Here is a 17,189-nt window from a genome sequence, read left to right as displayed (position 1 = left end):
GTGGCAGAATTCGATACCACCGACTTCGACGCTATCAAGATCTCTCTCGCCTCTGCTGACCAGATTCGCAGCTGGTCGCACGGCGAGGTCAAGAAGCCCGAGACGATCAACTACCGCACGCTCAAGCCCGAGAAGGATGGCCTGTTCTGCGAGAAGATTTTTGGTCCCGTCAAGGACTGGGAGTGCGCCTGCGGCAAGTACAAGGGCATTCGCTTCAAGGGCATCATCTGCGAGCGCTGCGGCGTTGAGGTGACCACCGCCAAGGTGCGCCGCGAGCGCATGGGCCACATCGAGCTCGCCGCGCCCGTGAGCCACATCTGGTACTTCAAGAGCCCCGCGAGCTTCCCCATGTCGCGTCTGCTCGACATGAAGAGCAAGGACCTCGAGAAGGTCCTCTACTTCGCAAGCTACGTGATTACCGACGTCGACACCGAGGCCCGCGAGGCCGATGCCGACGACCTCAAGGAGGAGCTAGCCGCAGACCTCGAGGAGCTGGACGCCGAGCGTGACGACCAGATCGAGCGTCTGAAGGAGCAGGGCCAGGCCACCGGTGACGAGTTTGACGACGTCGAGCCCCTCTCCGAGGAGGAGGTCCGTGCCGGTATCGCCGATCTCGAGGAGGAGTACGAGGAGGAGAAGGCGCTGCGCCGCGAGGCCTACGAGCAGTTCATGCAGCTCGAGAAGCGCCAGCTCATCTCCGATGAGGCGCTCTTCTCCGAGCTCAAGCGCTACTACGGCATCTACTTCAAGGGCGGCATGGGCGCCGAGGCTGTGCGTGAGCTGCTCCGTGGCATCGACCTCGAGAAGGAGGCCACCGAGCTTCGCGCCATCATCGCGTCCGAGGACTCCCAGAAGCAGAAGCGCGAGAAGGCCATCAAGCGCCTGGAGATCGTCGACGCCTTCCTCAAGGGCGGCAACGACCCCGCCAACATGATCCTGGACGTCATCCCCGTGATCCCGCCCGACCTGCGCCCCATGGTGCAGCTCGACGGTGGCCGCTTTGCTGCGTCCGACCTCAACGACCTCTACCGTCGCGTGATCAACCGCAACAACCGACTCAAGCGCCTGCTCGACCTTGACGCTCCCGCAATCATCGTCAACAACGAGAAGCGCATGCTCCAGGAGTCCGTGGACGCCCTCTTCGACAATGGCCGCCGTGGTCGTCCCGTCACCGGCCGTGGCGGACGCCCGCTCAAGTCGCTCGCCGAGGCCCTCAAGGGCAAGCAGGGCCGCTTCCGCCAGAACCTGCTGGGCAAGCGTGTCGACTACTCCGGCCGTTCGGTCATCGTCGTCGACCCGCACCTCAAGCTGCACCAGTGCGGCCTGCCTTCGGCCATGGCGCTCGAGCTCTTCAAGCCCTTCGTGATGCGCCGCCTGGTCGAGCTGGGCAAGGTCGAGAACATCAAGGGCGCCAAGCGCGCCATCGACCGCGGCATGCCCGCCGTCTGGGACGTGCTCGACGAGGTCATCCAGGACCGCCTGGTGCTCCTCAACCGTGCACCTACGCTGCACCGCCTCTCCATCCAGGCCTTCGAGCCGGTCCTTGTTGAGGGCAAGGCCATCCATCTGCACCCGCTGGTGTGCGCCCCCTTCAACGCCGACTTCGACGGCGACCAGATGTCGGTCCACGTGCCTCTCTCCACGCAGGCGCAGACCGAAGCGCGCGTCCTCATGCTCTCGACCAACAACCTGCGCAAGCCTGCCTCCGGCGAGGTCGTTACCGTGCCTTCTCAGGACATGGTCTTTGGCACGTACTTCCTCACCACCGCCAAGGACGGCGCCGAGGGCGAGGGCCGCGTCTTCGCGGACTTCGACGACGCCATTCTCGCCTTCGACAACCGCGACGACTTGGACATCCAGGCCAACATCAAGGTTCGCGTGAGGCCCCAGGACGCCAACGTGGTCGAGGACGGTCGCAGGATCTTCCGCACCTTCGACAAGTGGAACAGCCCTGTGGACTACGACGTCACCGATCACGCGGTGCGTGTCGAGACCACCGTTGGCCGCGTGATCTTCAACACGCGCTGCCTGCCCGCTGACTATCCCTTCATCAACTACAAGATGAACAAGGGCGACATCAAGAACCTCGTCAACGACGCGTGCGATCGCTACAGCACCGCGGACGTCGAGCCCATCCTCGACGCTATCAAGGAGACGGGCTTCCACTACGCAACCGTGGCCGGCCTGACGGTCTCGGTCTGGGATGCTGTCATCCCGTCTGAGAAGCAGGAGATGCTCGACGAGGCGCAGGACAAGGTCGACGAGATTAACGAGTACTACGAGGACGGCTTCCTCTCCGAGAGGGAGCGCCACGTGGAGGTCGTCAACGCCTGGACCGAGTGCACCAACAAGCTTGGCTCCAAGATGCTCGAGGGCTTCGCCGAGGACAACCCCATCTACATGATGGCCGACTCCGGCGCCCGTGGTTCCAAGACGCAGCTCCGCCAGCTCGCCGGTATGCGTGGCCTCATGGCCGATATGTCCGGCGATACCATCGACCTGCCCATTAAGGCAAACTTCCGTGAGGGCCTGCTGCCGCTCGAGTACTTCATCTCCACCTACGGCGCCCGTAAGGGCCTCGTGGATACGGCGTCCCACACGTCCGACTCCGGCTACCTTACCCGCCGTCTGGTCGACGTTGCCCAGGATGTCATTGTTCGCGAGGAGGACTGCGGCACCGACGAGGCCGTGACCTACCCGCTCATCAAGCCGGGCGAGACCGACGTGGACGCCGACCTTATTGGCCGCTGCGCACTCAACGACATCGTTGACCCTGCCACCGGCGAGGTTCTCATCCCCCGTGACGGCTACATCGAGTCCAAGGAAGACCTCAAGAAGCTCGTTGCCCATGGTCTCAAGAAGGTCCAGCTCAGGGCCCTTCTCACCTGTAAGTCCAAGTACGGCGTCTGCCAGAAGTGCTACGGCTGGGACCTCTCGACCCGTCGTCCCGTCAACATTGGCACGGCCGTTGGCATCATCGCTGCCCAGTCCATCGGCGAGCCGGGTACCCAGCTTACGATGCGTACGATTCACTCCGGCGGCGTCGCTGGCGCTGACGACATCACGCAGGGCCTCCCCACGGTTGCCCGCATGTTCGACGTCGTCGGCAACGTCAACGAGAAGATCCTTGGCCGCGAGGCAGACCTCGCGCCCGTCTCGGGCACCCTGCTCGTCACGCCCGAGCAGACCGAGTACCTCATCCGCATCGTTGACACCGACGACCGCTCTCGCATCCTCGAGGAGTGGCGCATCCCCGCGTCCGCGCGCTTCATGCCGGGCATGGAGGACGGCGTCGAGGTCCGCGCCGGTGACCAGATTACCCGTGGCTTCGTCAACTTCCGCAAGCTGCGCAAGCTCACCGACATCGAGTCGACGATGCACACCTTTGTTGCCTCCGTCAAGGACGTCTACACCTCCCAGGGCGTTGACCTCAACGACAAGCACATCGAGGTCATTGCCCGCCAGATGCTGCGCCGCGTCCAGGTGACCAACCCCGGCGACTCCCAGTACCTCCTCGGCCAGTACGTGGACCGCTACGTCTTTGCCGACACGGTGCGCAACGTTGCCCTGGCTGGCGGCACCCCGCCCGAGGCAGAGCCCGTCATCCTTGGTACGCTCAAGGTGGCAAGCTCCATCGACTCCTGGCTCTCCAGCGCGTCGTTCATCCGTACCGCTGGCGTGCTCACCGACTCCTCCATTGCCGGTGACGTGGACCACCTGCTCGACCTCAAGTCCAACGTCATCGTGGGCAAGCAGATTCCCGCCGGCACCGGTCTCTCCGCGTACCGTGGCGTCGAGCTCACCTACCACGGCACCAAGATCGATGGTCCCACCTCCCCTCAGGCGCAGAGCCTGCCCGAGTGGGCGCCCGACGAGCTCAAGGGCATCGAGGAGAAGCTCCCCAAGCAGCTCGACTGGGTGGGCGACGACTACGGTTACGGCGGGGTCTACTCGAAGAACGGCCGCACCCTCTCCAGCGAGGATGCCAAGCTTTACCTCTTCGACGACCTTGGCGTCTCGCAGCGCTGGACCAACAAGTTCAGCGAGGTGGGCATCGAGACCGTGGGCGACCTCATCGGCAAGACCGAGGATGACCTGCTGCGCATTGACGGCATTGGCGCAAAGGCCATCGAGGAGCTCCGCGACGGCCTCGAGGCGCGCGGCCTGCTCTACATCCTCGAGCCGGATGACGACGAGGCAGACTCCGAGGACCTCTCGCAGCTCCTCAACATGGTCTTCTCGCCCGACGCTGATTCGGACATCATGCTGGGCACCGCGGCTCCTGCCAAGCACCACTACGACGACGAGCTCATCGGCGGCTCCGCTGACGCGCGGTCCAGCGACTCCGATGTCATCAACGAGGACCTGGGCTCTCTGGATGACCTGCTCTCGCAGGTGGTCAAGCAGGAAAACGCCTCCGATGACGGTGACGAGAACAACGAGTAGCCCACGCACGGGCCAGGTGGCGAACCTGCCGCACAGATAGATAGACGGGCCCCGGCATCGCGTCGGGGCCCGTTTTGTGTGCGAGCGCTTGCGTGCTTTGATGAAGCCCTGCGTACAGGCTGCGCCAAGAAGTACCACGATCCACGCAACGTACAGCGTGTCGTAGGGGAGCTGGACGCCAAGTGCGTTGGCGCCAAGGAGCAGCCAGAGCAGGCTGTACAAGATGGCATGCGTGATCACGAAAAGCCTGCTGCCCATGGGTATGTCAAACCTTCTTGTCATGTAAGGGAAGGCGAGCACGGAGGGGAGAAGGACGACCCAACACGCGATCTTTGCTACTCCAGCCGGGAGCGAGGCGGCAAGTATTCCAATGACAACCGATGCCTGTGCGTAGGCGTGGTAGCCAGCCTTTGAGCGGGGGCCGTTCTCCGTGGGGCTCTCCTCTGCCATTCAAGTTCAATAGGTGTGGTAGCGCGATCTTCCCCATGGGCTAAAGATAATGGTCTTATGCGTTGGCCCGCCGTGCTGTTGACCTACGGCAAATGGGCTCGTGTGCCAGCCAAGCGGTAACCGGGTACCATGAACCAGAATGAGAGTTGATTGTGCCGCCAACGGTGGGGGGAGGACCCATGAATGAGGCGTGCTCGAGGGGCCTTCTCGACGAGTACCTTTCTAACGACGACGTGGTCTATGACGCCACGCAGATTTTTGACGCGCTCTCTGACCTGACGCGCTTCCGCATTCTGGGGGCGCTCTCGCTGGGCGAGAAGAGCGTCTCTGACCTTGAGGAGATCTGCGCCGTCTCGCAGTCGGCAATATCGCACCAGCTACGGCTGCTGCGCGACCGAGGGTTGGTGACTGCCCGCCGAGACGGACGTCGGGTGATCTACTCGCTGGCAGACGAACATGTGACCACCCTCATCTCCGTTGGCCTGCTGCACGCCGCCGAGCCCGTGCGTGCCAGCGAGGAGTAGGTCACGCTCAGATGCCGTTTCTCTCGGCTGTCTCCTAGCGATGTCCTCCGTACACAAAACGGTGTTCTCTAGCGGAATCTGAGAACTGCGATACTCTTGACCTGCGCAATCGTCCGTCTGACTTCTCAAAAACCGACAAAGAACAGGGATGCGGGCGGGGTCGCTTTGCCGCTCGTTGAGGCTTGGCTGTAGGTGGATGTCTCCTCCTCAATCTCTCCTCCACGCCGCATTTATTGCGCGAATTTCCTTGATGACTAATCACCCAACTGGGATGACGCAGATTTGGCAAAGAATATCGCGCAATAAATCGGAGAGGACCGCGGGATACGCGCAAGGAACACACGCCAGCCGCAGAAAAAGTCTCATTTTTCTAAATCGGGAGCGGGGAACTGTGGAAGCTTTACGTCCGTTTCAGATATGCCTGCAAAGAACGGTGGCGGGGAAGAGTGCCGTGCGCTGGGCGCGGGACCTCCATTGACCCATATGCACCAACATGGTAGTGTACGTATGAACACGTGCTCATGTGTTCACTGGATTAGACACATGAGCGCCAAGGTGTACGGCTGAACCAATGGAGGACACGATGTCTTGCTCATGCTGCCACCACGAGGGTGAAGAGAAGGACGAGAAGGTCACCTGCGCTACCTGCGCCGATGATGACGAGGAGGCGCTCGAAGGCGAGGGTGACGGTGGCGAAGAGGACGATGACGACGAGGACCCGTCGGTCCTCATGCGTCGCATCATCGTAGCCGCGGTGCTTCTCGTCGCGGCAGTTATCATCCAGCGCCTGACAGACCTGCCGCTCTGGGCGCAGCTCCTCATCTACCTGCCGTCCTACGTGGTCGCGGGAGGTAGCGTGATTGCCGAGGCCGCCGAGTCTGTGGCGCATGGGCACCCCTTCGATGAGGACTTCCTCATGTCCATCGCCACCATTGGTGCCCTGCTCATTGGCTTTGTGCCCGGCGGAGAGCCCCAGTTTGCCGAGGCCGTCTTCGTAATGCTCTTCTTCCAGGTGGGTGAGCTCTTCGAGGGCATCGCCGAGGGCAATTCCAAGCGCTCGATCAAGGAGCTCCTGGACATCCGCCCCGATACCGCAAACGTCGAGCGCAACGGCGAGGTGGCCGTTGTCGACCCCAATTCGGTGCAGGTGGGGGAGGTCATCCTGGTAAAGCCTGGCGAGAAGATCCCCCTCGACGGAACCGTGATTGAAGGCACCTCAAGCCTCGACACCCGCGCCATCACCGGCGAGTCCGTGCCGCGCTCCGTCAAGCCCGGCGAGGCTGCGTTCTCTGGCTGCGTGAACCTTTCCGGCGTGCTTCGCCTGCGCGTGACCAAGGCCTTTGGCGAGTCCACGGCAAGCAAGATCATCGACATGGTCAAGAATGCCGGCTCCAATAAGTCCCGCTCCGAGAAGTTCATCAAGCGCTTTGCCAAGGTCTATACGCCCATCGTGGTCTACCTGGCCATTGCAGTGGCTGTGCTTCCGCCGCTCGTCTCGGGTGACTTTGGCGCCAACTTCGCCAAGTGGCTCCTGCGCGCTCTCACCTTCCTCGTGGTCTCGTGCCCCTGTGCGCTGGTCCTCTCGGTGCCCCTCACGTTCTTTGGTGGCATCGGCAGCGCCTCCAAGCACGGCATCCTCGTGAAGGGGTCGAACTACCTCGAGGCTCTGGCAAAGGCGCAGACCGTTGTCTTCGACAAGACGGGCACGCTCACCAAGGGCGTCTTCAAGGTCACCACGGTCCACCCGTCGCATCTGACCGAAGAGCAGCTCCTCCACTTGGCCGCTCATGTGGAGCACAACTCCACGCACCCCATCGCGGCCGCGCTTCGCGATGCCTATCCCAGTGATCACGACGGCTGCACCGTGACTGACGTTACCGAGGAGGCCGGCCACGGCGTGCTTGCCACGGTCAACGGCCATAGGGTGGCAGTTGGCAACGACCGCCTGATGGATGAGGTGGGTGCCACCTGGCAGGGCTGCCATACCGCTGGGGGGACTGTGGTGCACGTGGCCGTGGACGGCGAGTATGCCGGTCACATCCACATCTCCGACGAGGTCAAGGACGACTCTCGAGAGGCGATTGCCAACATCAAGGCCGAGGGAGTCCACCGCTGCGTAATGCTCACCGGCGACCGCGAGGATGCTGCGGCAAGCGTCGCCCGCGAACTCGGACTTGACGAGTACCACGCAGAGCTTCTCCCTGTGGGTAAGGTTGATCAGGTTGAGCGTCTCCTCGGCGAGCGCGAGGGCGACGCCACGCTCGCCTTTGTGGGTGACGGCATCAACGATGCGCCGGTCCTCGCCCGCGCGGACGTGGGAATTGCCATGGGCGCCATGGGCTCGGATGCCGCCATCGAGGCCGCGGACGTGGTTCTCATGGATGACAAGCCCTCCAAGATTGCCGTGGCCATCCGTATTGCCCGCCGCGCCATCCGCATCGCCCGTCAGAACATTGTCTTTGCCATTGCGGTGAAGGTCGCCATCCTCTGCCTTGCCGTGGTTGGTCTCGCCCCCATGTGGCTCGCCGTCTTTGGTGACGTGGGCGTCATGGTGCTCTGTGTGCTCAACGTCATGCGCGTTCTGCGCTAGATAGCCCAACATACATCATTGCTTGAACCTCGCCGCCACCGGAAAATTTCGCTTTCGGTGGCGGTGGCCTATCTCAGGCTGACATGATGGGAATACTGTCAACTGCGTATGCCGTGGAGAAGGCCACGGCCGCAATGACAGAAGGGAACCGCCATGAAGCTGTTGCGTGCAATGCGTGAGCCCCTGAAGTACGTCCAGGGCAAGGGTGCCCTGCTCAAGTTCAAGGACGAGATGGGCTATATGGGCAAGCGCTGGCTCTTCGTGTGCTCGAAGAGCGGCTACAAGGCCTGCCATGACCAGCTTGAGGAGAGCTTTGGCGACGCAGGCGACTACCGTCGCTACGAGATCTTTGGCGGCATCTCGAGCAAGGGCGAGATTGCCAAGATGAAGGCAATCGTCGAGGAGGACAGCATCGATGCCGTGGTGGCCGTGGGTGGCGGCTCTGCCGTCGACACCGCCAAGGCCACGGCCTACTATACCGGCAAGCACGTGGTGATCATCCCCACCGTCGCAGCCACCGACGCGCCCTGCACGGGTCTCTCGGTCATCTACAACGACGACGGCAGCTTTGACAAGTACCTCTTCTATCCCACCAACCCCGATGCCGTCATGGTTGATTCCCAGGTCATCGCAAACGCCCCGGTGCGCTTCCTGGTCGCCGGCATGGGTGACGCCCTGGGCACCTACTTCGAGGGCCGCGCATCCATCCGCACCGAGTCTCCCAGCCTCGAGGGCACGGGCATCACGCGTGCCGGCATGGCGCTCGCCAAGCTCTGCTACCAGACGCTGCGCGACTACGGCACCCAGGCGCTTGCCGCGTGCGAGAAGCACGTGGTGACGCCTGCCCTGGACGCCATTATCGAGGCCAACGTCTACCTCTCCGGCATTGGTGCTGACAACGTCAACTGCGCGGCGGCGCACTCCTTCTACAACGGCCTTACCTCGCTCGGTGGTCACACCGTGCCCCACGGCAACTGCGTGGCCTTTGGCACCCTGGTGCAGCTCACGCTCGAGGGCGCAACGGAGGAGGAGTTCCTCGACGTGCAGGAGTTCTGCCTCGAGGTTGGCCTGCCGGTCACGCTGAAGGAGCTGGGCATCACCACCGACGACGAGATTCGCACCATCGCCAAGAACGCCTGCGTCCCCGGCGAGACGATCCACAACCTGGCAGGTGACGTCACGCCCGACGAGCTCTATGCAGCCATCGTGGCAACGGACGCCATCGGCAGGACTGTCCTTGGTCTGGATGACGACGAGGAGGAGTAGCGGAAACGCTAGCTCCATCAAGCGTTGCGGTGATGGGCGGGGTGCCACGCAGGTGGCCCCCGCCCTTCTCGTGCCCAGACGCCCCAGTTGCGTGTGCGTCACGTGAAGAAGGGATACGCCCGGTCCCGTGGCTTTTTGACAACTGCAGCGGGCGCGCGTAACGTATCACCTCGCGCCAATCCAGGGTGACGGTGCTGCGCTGCCCTTAAGATTCGTGTACACGCACGTAGATAGGTATAAAAGGAGAGAACTTTGCCTACCATTAACCAGCTCGTCCGCCACAGCCGCGTGAGCGTCAAGGCCAAGTCCAAGAACGCCGCGCTCCAGCACAACCCCCAGAAGCGTGGCGTCTGCACCCGCGTCTTCACCACCACGCCCAAGAAGCCTAACTCCGCCCTCCGCAAGGTCGCCCGCGTGCGCCTCGTGAACGGCATCGAGGTCACCGCCTACATCCCCGGCGAGGGCCACAACCTGCAGGAGCACTCCATCGTGCTCATCCGTGGTGGCCGTGTCCGTGACCTCCCTGGTGTCCGTTACAAGATCATCCGTGGCGCCTATGACTGCGCTGCCGTCCAGAACCGCAAGAAGGCCCGTTCCCGCTACGGCGCCAAGCGCGGCAAGTAAACCATCACAAGCAACGCAAGCCAACTGTTCTAGGGAGATACAAACATGCCGCGTCGTGCAGCAGCAGTGCGTCGTGAGGTCCAGCCTGACGCCGTCTACAACAACCGCCTCGTGACCCAGCTCATCAACAAGGTCCTCCTCGATGGCAAGAAGGCCACCGCGGAGCGCATCGTCTACGGTGCCTTCAACATGGTCGCCGAGAAGACCGGCGAGGATCCCCTCTCCGTCTTCAAGAAGGCCATGGACAACATCCGTCCTACGCTCGAGGTCAAGCCTAAGCGCGTCGGTGGCGCCACCTACCAGGTGCCCATGGAGGTCAACTCCCGTCGTGCCACCACTCTGGCCATCCGCTGGCTCGTGACCTTCTCGCGCGCCCGCAAGGAGAAGACCATGGCCGAGCGTCTCGCCAACGAGATTATGGATGCCGCCAATGGCGTGGGCGCCTCCGTCAAGCGTCGCGAGGACCTCTATAAGATGGCCGAGGCCAACCGCGCGTTCTCTCACTACCGCTTCTAGTTGGGGGTAGCAGTATATGGCACAGATGAAGTACAAGCTCGAAGACCTGCGAAACATCGGCATCATGGCCCACATCGATGCCGGTAAGACCACCACTACCGAGCGCATCCTCTACTACACCGGCAAGACCCACAAGATTGGCGAGGTCCACGACGGCGCTGCCACCATGGACTGGATGGTCCAGGAGCAGGAGCGCGGCGTGACCATCACCTCTGCGGCCACCACGTGCTTCTGGAAGGACCACGTCATCCAGATCATCGACACCCCGGGCCACGTTGACTTCACGGCCGAGGTCGAGCGCTGCTTGCGCGTCCTTGACGGTGCCGTCGCCGTGTTCGACGCCGTCGCCGGCGTCCAGCCCCAGTCCGAGACCGTGTGGCGTCAGGCTGCAAAGTACAACGTCCCCCGCATCGCCTTCATCAACAAGTTCGACCGCGTGGGTGCGGACTTCTTCCACGCCATCGACACGATGAAGGAGCGCCTCTCCGCCCCCGCCGTGGCCGCGCAGATCCCCATGGGCTCCGAGTCCAACTTCTGGGGTCTCATCGACCTGGTCACCATGACCGCGTGGGACTTCAAGGAAGACGCCAAGGGCATGATTTACCCCGAGCCCATGGATACCATCCCGGAGGAGTTTGCCGACCTCGCCCAGGAGAAGCGCGAGGAGCTGCTCGACGCAGCCTCCAACTTCTCTGACGACCTCATGGAGGCCGTCCTCGAGGAGCAGGACATCCCCGTCGACCTCCTCAAGGCCGCCATCCGCAAGGGCGTCATCGCCAACGAGCTCAACCCCGTCTTCGTGGGCTCCGCCTACAAGAACAAGGGCATCCAGGAGCTCCTCGACGCCGTCGTGGACTACCTGCCCAGCCCGCTTGACGTTCCCGAGATCGATGGCAAGAACCTCAAGGGTGAGCCCGAGGTCCGTCACGCGGATCCCAAGGAGCCCTTCGCGGCCCTGGCCTTCAAGATCATGACCGACCCGTACGTGGGCAAGCTCACCTACATCCGCGTGTACTCTGGCCAGGCGGAGGCAGGCTCCTATGTCTACAACTCCGTCAAGGACAGCAAGGAGCGCCTGGGCCGCATCCTCGAGATGAACGCCAACGACCGTGTTGACCGTGAGGAGTGCTCTGCCGGCGACATCGTTGCCTGCGTTGGCCTCAAGAACACCCAGACCGGTGACACCCTCTGCGACGAGCACAAGCCCATCATCCTCGAGTCCATTAAGTTCGCCGATCCCGTCATCGACGTTGCCGTTGAGCCCAAGACCAAGGCCGAGCAGGAGAAGATGTCCGTTGGTCTCGCCAAGCTGGCCGAGGAGGACCCGACCTTCCGCGTACACACCGACCAGGAGACCGGCCAGACCATCATTGCCGGCATGGGCGAGCTTCACCTCGAGATCATCGTCGACCGCCTGCGCCGTGAGTTTAAGGTCGACTGCAACGTGGGCAAGCCGCAGGTCGCCTACCGCGAGACCGCTGGCCACGCCGTGCAGCACGCCGAGGGCAAGTTCGTCCGCCAGTCTGGTGGCCGCGGCCAGTATGGTCACGCGATCATCGACATGGAGCCCAACGAGGAGGGCAAGGGCTACGAGTTCGTCAACGCCATCGTCGGCGGCGTCGTGCCCAAGGAGTACATCCCCTCGATCGACAAGGGCATCCAGGAGGCCCTGGAGAGTGGCGTCATCGCCGGCTACCCCGTGGTCGACATCAAGGTGACCCTCGTCGACGGCTCCTACCACGAGGTCGACTCCTCCGAGGCCGCCTTCAAGATCGCCGGCTCCATGGCGATCAAGGACGCCCTCAAGAAGTCCGATCCTGTCCTTCTCGAGCCCATCGAGGAGGTCGAGGTCGAGACCCCCGAGCAGTACATGGGTGACGTCATGGGCAACCTGTCCTCTCGCCGCGGCAAGATCGAGGGCATGGAGGATCGCAAGGACACCAAGGTCATTCGCGCCAAGGTGCCCCTGGGTGAGATGTTTGGCTACGCTACCGACCTCCGCTCCCAGACGCAGGGTCGCGCGAGCTACACCATGCAGTTCAGCGCTTACGAGCCCGTTCCGAAGGCCGTCCGCGACGAGATCGTCGCCAAGGCCGGCGGCACCGCTTCCTAGTTAACGACCACGAGCGATAGCTCATTTACGGAGGTTTACAGTGTCAAGCCAGAAGATCAGGATTCGCCTCAAGGGCTACGATCACGAGGTCGTCGACCAGTCCGCCAAGCTCATCGTGGACACTGCCCAGAAGACGGGCGCCCGCGTTTCCGGCCCCATCCCCCTGCCCACCGAGCGCAACCTTTACACGGTCATCCGCTCGCCCCACAAGGACAAGGATTCCCGCGAGCAGTTTGAGATGCTCACCCACAAGCGCCTCATCGACATCCTCGACCCCAGCAGCTCCACCGTCGACTCGCTTATGCGTCTCGACCTTCCTGCGGGCGTGGACATCGAGATTAAGCTCTAGTCCAAGCAACCTAGCGCCTGAGAGGGACCCGTCTCTGCGAGGAGACGGGTCCCTTTTCGTATGCGGGATTGAATTGCCCGGCATTTCGATTCCGCGTGGGATTGATGTGCCCGGCAAATCGATTGCATGCATACGGGTAGTATCTAGACTGTTGGTTCACGAGGCTAGGGGGTTGCATGTTCTGTCCTCAGTGTGGAAAGAAGCTTGGCGGCACGGAGAAGTTCTGCCCCAACTGCGGCTTTGACCTTTCGTGGCCCTCAAGGAGCGCGGCTGCTTCGGCCACCGCCGCTCCTGCCGGACAGCAAGCTCAGCCACAGGCGCAACCGCAGCAGGTGTCCCTTGCAAGCGCCCCCGCGCATTCCCCCAAGGCTGTGACAGCGTCTGAGCTCGTTACGCTCGCCGCTGCGCTTCTCATGGGCATTGCGGCCTTCCTGCCGTTCCTCATCGTCTCTGGCTCGAGCTACGACTACTCCGTTGCGCTTACGGATGCCCCGGATGGGGCGGTGCTCGTACTTCTCGCCATTGGCACCGCCGTGCTTCCCATGCTTCGTCGTCGTACTGCCGCGCTGGTACTCAGCTCAATTACCACCGCATTTGCCCTTTTCGAGATATGCTCGGTGGGTCTCATGCTGCTTAACTCCACGTACACCGTGTACTACGTCAACTTGGGCGCCGGGTTCTGTCTCCTTATTCTTGGCATAGCGATGGAGGTGCTCTCGATCGTTCTTCTCGCCCGCGACCATATGCACGAGAAGCTCGAGCGCCAGCGTGTTATGGGCTCCTTTATTCCGGCTAACGGGACCACTCCGCGCCAGCAGTAGGGTGGCGCCTGACGCCGTTTGGGCCCTATGGATACGCCCGACGGCGCGGAATGCGAATCCCCAGCTCCTGGGGCCAAGAAAATCTGCGAAGACATTGTGAATGCCCGGTCCTGCGTGTAAACTAGACAGGCTGCGCTAAAGGGGAGAGTTGTGTCTCGCCCCCATGCGCCGCTTCTACAGGACGTGGTCCGCTGGGGAGGGCAGAGGAGCTGCCCAATGGTCCCATGACCACCGAGGGTAAGGAATGAGCATGGTCAGCACGATTCTTGGCCGCAAGCTCGGAATGACGCAGGTGTGGGATGAGGACGACAACGTCGTCCCCGTCACCGTCATCCAGGCTGGCCCCTGCACCGTCTCGCAGGTGAAGACGAAGGCGACCGACGGCTACGACGCCGTCCAGATTGGCTTCGGAGACATCAAGTCCAAGCACGTCAACAAGCCCATGGCTGGTCACTTTGCCGCTCACGGCGTCGAGCCCATGCGCTACCTGCGCGAGGTCCGCGTCGAGAACGGCGAGGAGCACCACACCGGCGACGTTGTGACCGTCGCCGACTTCGCGGACGTCAAGTCCGTCGACGTCATTGGCACCTCCAAGGGCAAGGGCTTCCAGGGCACCGTCAAGCGCTGGAACTTCTCCCGTGGCCCCATGACCCACGGCTGCCGCAACCAGCGTAAGCCTGGCTCCATTGGCCAGTGCGCCTACCCCGCTCGCGTCCGCAAGGGCCTTCACATGTACGGCCACATGGGCGACGAGCGTGTCACCGTCAAGAACCTCAAGCTCGTCCGCGTCGATGCCGAGCAGAACCTCATGCTCATCAAGGGCGCCGTGCCCGGTGGCAAGAACGCCCTGGTCCAGGTCCGCATGGCCTAGGGGCCCACGCGAGTAGGCACACACTTAGGCTAACAAGGAGGACTCATGTCCAAGTACGACATCAAGAACGTCGAGGGGCAGGCGGCCGGACAGGCCGACCTCTCCGACGACGTCTTCGGCATCGAGCCGAACATCCCGGTCATCCATCAGGTTGTGGTCTGCCAGGACGCCTGCCTGCGTCAGGGCACTCACTCCACCAAGAACCGTCACGAGGTCTCCGGCGGCGGCCGCAAGCCTTGGCGCCAGAAGGGCACCGGTCGTGCCCGTCAGGGCTCCATCCGCGCTGCCCAGTGGACCGGCGGCGGCGTTGTCTTTGGCCCCACCCCGCGTGACCACTCCAAGCGCATCAACAAGAAGATGGTCAAGCTCGCTATGAGGTCCGTGCTCTCCGGCAAGGTCGCCGATTCCGAGCTCGTCCTCGTCGACTCCCTCACCTTCGAGAAGCCCTCGACCAAGCAGGCCAAGGCCGTTCTCGACGCCCTGGGCGTTTCGGGCAAGCGCGTCACCGTGGTCATCCCCGATGATGACGTCAACAGCTACCTCTCCTTCCGCAACCTGGAGAAGGTCAACTGCATCGCCGTCTCCGAGGCCAACGCCCGCAACCTCATCGACAACGGTGCCCTCGTCATGACCACCGACATCGCGAAGCAGCTCGAGGAGGTGCTTGCATAATGCAGTCCGCATACGACGTCATCATCCGCCCCGTGGTCTCCGAGCGTTCTTACGACCTCATGGAGCAGGGCAAGTACACCTTCGAGGTTGCCAAGAAGGCTCGCAAGGAGGAGATCGCCGAGGCCGTTGAGAAGCTCTTCAACGTCCACGTGCTCAAGGTCAACACCATCAACGTGCGCGGCAAGGCCAAGCGCGTCCGCTACCAGGTTGGCATGACCCGCAGCTGGAAGAAGGCCATCGTGACGCTCGCCCCCGGTGAGCAGATCGAGATCTTCGCTACCCAGCAGCAGGCCGACGCCGAGTAGCAATCCTGCCCGGCCCCTCCGGGGGTCCGGGCTCTCATGCCGCGCATGATGGATACGCGCGGTACCGTGGTAATCCGGTGTCACCCCGCCAATCCCTGAGCAGGGTGGCCAACGGAAACAGAAGGGAAAGAAGTAATGGCAGTCAAACACCTCAAGCCTACGAGCGCAGGCAGGCGCTTCCAGACGGTCTCGGACTTCTCCGAGATTACCGCCTCTAAGCCCGAGAAGTCGCTCACTGAGCCGCTGCGCAAGAAGGGTGGCCGTAACAACAACGGCCGCATCACCGTCCGTCACCAGGGCGGCGGCAACAAGCGCATGTATCGTCGCATCGACTTCAAGCGTCTGAAGGACGACGTGCCGGCCAAGGTCGCGACCATCGAGTACGACCCGAACCGCTCCGCTCGCATCGCGCTTCTCCACTATGTCGATGGCGCCAAGGCCTACATCCTCGCTCCCGAGGGCCTCAAGGTCGGCGACACCGTCATCTCCGGCAAGTCCGGCGTGGACATCAAGCCCGGCAACTGCATGCCGCTCTCCGAAATCCCCGTTGGTACGCTCGTCCACAACGTGGAGTTCCAGCCTGGCAAGGGCGCGGCTATGGCCCGCTCCGCCGGCACCTCGGTTCAGCTCATGGGCAAGGACAATGGCTACGCAATCCTGCGTCTCCCGTCCTCCGAGCTTCGCCGCGTGCTCCTCACCTGCCGCGCCACCATTGGCGAGGTTGGTAACGCCGAGCACTCCAACATCGTCATCGGCAAGGCCGGTCGTCACCGTTGGGCCGGCGTCCGTCCCACCGTCCGTGGTACGGTCATGAACCCTGTCGACCACCCGCACGGCGGCGGCGAGGGCAAGAACCACACCTCCGGCCGTCCTTCCGTGACGCCCTGGGGCAAGCCCACCAAGGGTTACAAGACGCGCGACCCGAAGAAGGCCTCCAACAGGCTCATCATCCGTCGTCGCAAGTCCAAGTAACGGTACACGAGTAGTAGGAGAAAGAAAGCATGAGCAGAAGTCTCAAGAAGGGTCCGTTCGTGGAGACTCGCCTCCTCGCGCGTGTCACCGCTATGAACGAGGCTGGCAAGAAGGACGTCATCAAGACCTGGTCCCGCTCCTCCACCATCTACCCGGAGATGGTCGGCCACACGATTGCGGTTCACGATGGTCGCAAGCACGTTCCCGTGTACATCACCGAGTCCATGGTCGGTCACAAGCTGGGCGAGTTCGCTCCCACCCGCACCTTCCGTGGCCACAAGGCTAACTAGGGGGTAAGCTCGAATGGCTAACACCGATTCCAACGAGGTCAGGGCCGTCGCACGTTACGTGCGCATCGCCCCGCGCAAGGCTCGCGCCGTCGTGGACCTCATCCGCAACAAGCCCGTCGACAAGGCCCTCGAGATCCTGCAGTTCACCAAGCGTGCGGCTGCATATGACGTCTCGAAGGTCCTGCGTTCCGCCATCGCCAACGCCGAGAACAACAACGGCCTGCGCGGCGACGACCTGTACGTGAAGGCCTGCTATGTCGACGAGGGCCCCACGCTCAAGCGCATCCGTCCTCGCGCAAAGGGCTCTGCTTCGCGCATCAACAAGCGCACGAGCCACATCACCGTCATCGTCGCTCCTCGAAAGGAGGCGTAGGGAAAGC

General features: G+C 62.8%; 15 protein-coding genes. All 15 read left to right on the top strand.

Going from position 1 to position 17,189, the window contains the following annotated elements:
• The 15 genes from NVS32_RS02155 to rplV all read left to right on the top strand — a co-directional run bounded on the left by NVS32_RS02155 (nucleotide 1) and on the right by rplV (nucleotide 17,182).
• Nucleotides 1–4,446 (top strand): DNA-directed RNA polymerase subunit beta', encoded by a 4,446-nt coding sequence (locus NVS32_RS02155; protein ID WP_032110547.1) that lies wholly within the window; start codon nucleotides 1–3, stop codon nucleotides 4,444–4,446.
• 629 nt (nucleotides 4,447–5,075) lie between these two features.
• On the top strand, nucleotides 5,076–5,420 hold the full coding sequence (locus tag NVS32_RS02150) for an ArsR/SmtB family transcription factor (RefSeq protein ID WP_032110546.1): 345 nt from the start codon (nucleotides 5,076–5,078) through the stop codon (nucleotides 5,418–5,420).
• A gap of 730 nt (nucleotides 5,421–6,150) precedes the next feature.
• On the top strand, nucleotides 6,151–8,010 hold the full coding sequence (locus NVS32_RS02145; RefSeq protein WP_303646484.1) for a heavy metal translocating P-type ATPase: 1,860 nt from the start codon (nucleotides 6,151–6,153) through the stop codon (nucleotides 8,008–8,010).
• Between the two features lie 153 nt (nucleotides 8,011–8,163).
• Nucleotides 8,164–9,276 carry a glycerol dehydrogenase gene (locus NVS32_RS02140; RefSeq protein WP_032110545.1) on the top strand — a complete coding sequence of 371 codons (1,113 nt, stop codon included), beginning with the start codon at nucleotides 8,164–8,166 and terminating at the stop codon, nucleotides 9,274–9,276.
• Nucleotides 9,277–9,528: 252 nt separating this feature from the next.
• Complete coding sequence (gene rpsL, locus NVS32_RS02135; RefSeq protein WP_032110544.1) at nucleotides 9,529–9,900, top strand: 30S ribosomal protein S12; 372 nt, start codon at nucleotides 9,529–9,531, stop codon at nucleotides 9,898–9,900.
• Nucleotides 9,901–9,945: 45 nt separating this feature from the next.
• Nucleotides 9,946–10,416 carry a 30S ribosomal protein S7 gene (gene rpsG / locus NVS32_RS02130; protein ID WP_032110543.1) on the top strand — a complete coding sequence of 157 codons (471 nt, stop codon included), beginning with the start codon at nucleotides 9,946–9,948 and terminating at the stop codon, nucleotides 10,414–10,416.
• A gap of 16 nt (nucleotides 10,417–10,432) precedes the next feature.
• Entirely contained in the window at nucleotides 10,433–12,529 is a 2,097-nt protein-coding gene (fusA, locus tag NVS32_RS02125) for an elongation factor G (RefSeq protein WP_032110542.1), read from the top strand.
• Nucleotides 12,530–12,569: 40 nt separating this feature from the next.
• Nucleotides 12,570–12,878, top strand: a complete 309-nt coding sequence (gene rpsJ / locus NVS32_RS02120; protein WP_032110541.1) for a 30S ribosomal protein S10 — start codon at nucleotides 12,570–12,572, stop codon at nucleotides 12,876–12,878.
• Between the two features lie 176 nt (nucleotides 12,879–13,054).
• The gene (locus tag NVS32_RS02115) at nucleotides 13,055–13,699 is read left to right on the top strand and encodes a zinc ribbon domain-containing protein (protein WP_258498473.1); all 645 of its coding nucleotides are present in this window, start codon (nucleotides 13,055–13,057) and stop codon (nucleotides 13,697–13,699) included.
• A gap of 250 nt (nucleotides 13,700–13,949) precedes the next feature.
• A complete protein-coding gene (gene rplC, locus NVS32_RS02110) occupies nucleotides 13,950–14,570 on the top strand; it encodes a 50S ribosomal protein L3 (RefSeq protein ID WP_032110655.1) in 621 nt (206 codons plus the stop codon).
• A 45-nt stretch (nucleotides 14,571–14,615) separates the two neighbouring features.
• Entirely contained in the window at nucleotides 14,616–15,242 is a 627-nt protein-coding gene (gene rplD / locus NVS32_RS02105) for a 50S ribosomal protein L4 (protein ID WP_032110539.1), read from the top strand.
• Nucleotides 15,242–15,547, top strand: a complete 306-nt coding sequence (gene rplW, locus NVS32_RS02100) for a 50S ribosomal protein L23 (protein WP_258498472.1) — start codon at nucleotides 15,242–15,244, stop codon at nucleotides 15,545–15,547. The genes rplD and rplW overlap by 1 nt, the downstream gene beginning before the upstream one ends.
• A gap of 135 nt (nucleotides 15,548–15,682) precedes the next feature.
• Nucleotides 15,683–16,519, top strand: a complete 837-nt coding sequence (gene rplB / locus NVS32_RS02095) for a 50S ribosomal protein L2 (protein ID WP_032110537.1) — start codon at nucleotides 15,683–15,685, stop codon at nucleotides 16,517–16,519.
• A gap of 29 nt (nucleotides 16,520–16,548) precedes the next feature.
• Nucleotides 16,549–16,809: a 30S ribosomal protein S19 gene (gene rpsS / locus NVS32_RS02090; RefSeq protein ID WP_032110536.1), complete on the top strand. Its 261-nt coding sequence runs from the start codon at nucleotides 16,549–16,551 to the stop codon at nucleotides 16,807–16,809.
• A gap of 13 nt (nucleotides 16,810–16,822) precedes the next feature.
• Entirely contained in the window at nucleotides 16,823–17,182 is a 360-nt protein-coding gene (gene rplV / locus NVS32_RS02085) for a 50S ribosomal protein L22 (protein ID WP_032110535.1), read from the top strand.
• Nucleotides 17,183–17,189: the final 7 nt, after the last annotated feature.

Origin of the sequence: Tractidigestivibacter montrealensis, assembly GCF_024741235.1 — a bacterium.
Classification (GTDB): Bacteria; Actinomycetota; Coriobacteriia; order Coriobacteriales; family Atopobiaceae; genus Tractidigestivibacter; species Tractidigestivibacter montrealensis.
Note: the sequence above shows the minus strand (reverse complement) of the source record. Positions and strands in the feature narration are given on the sequence as shown.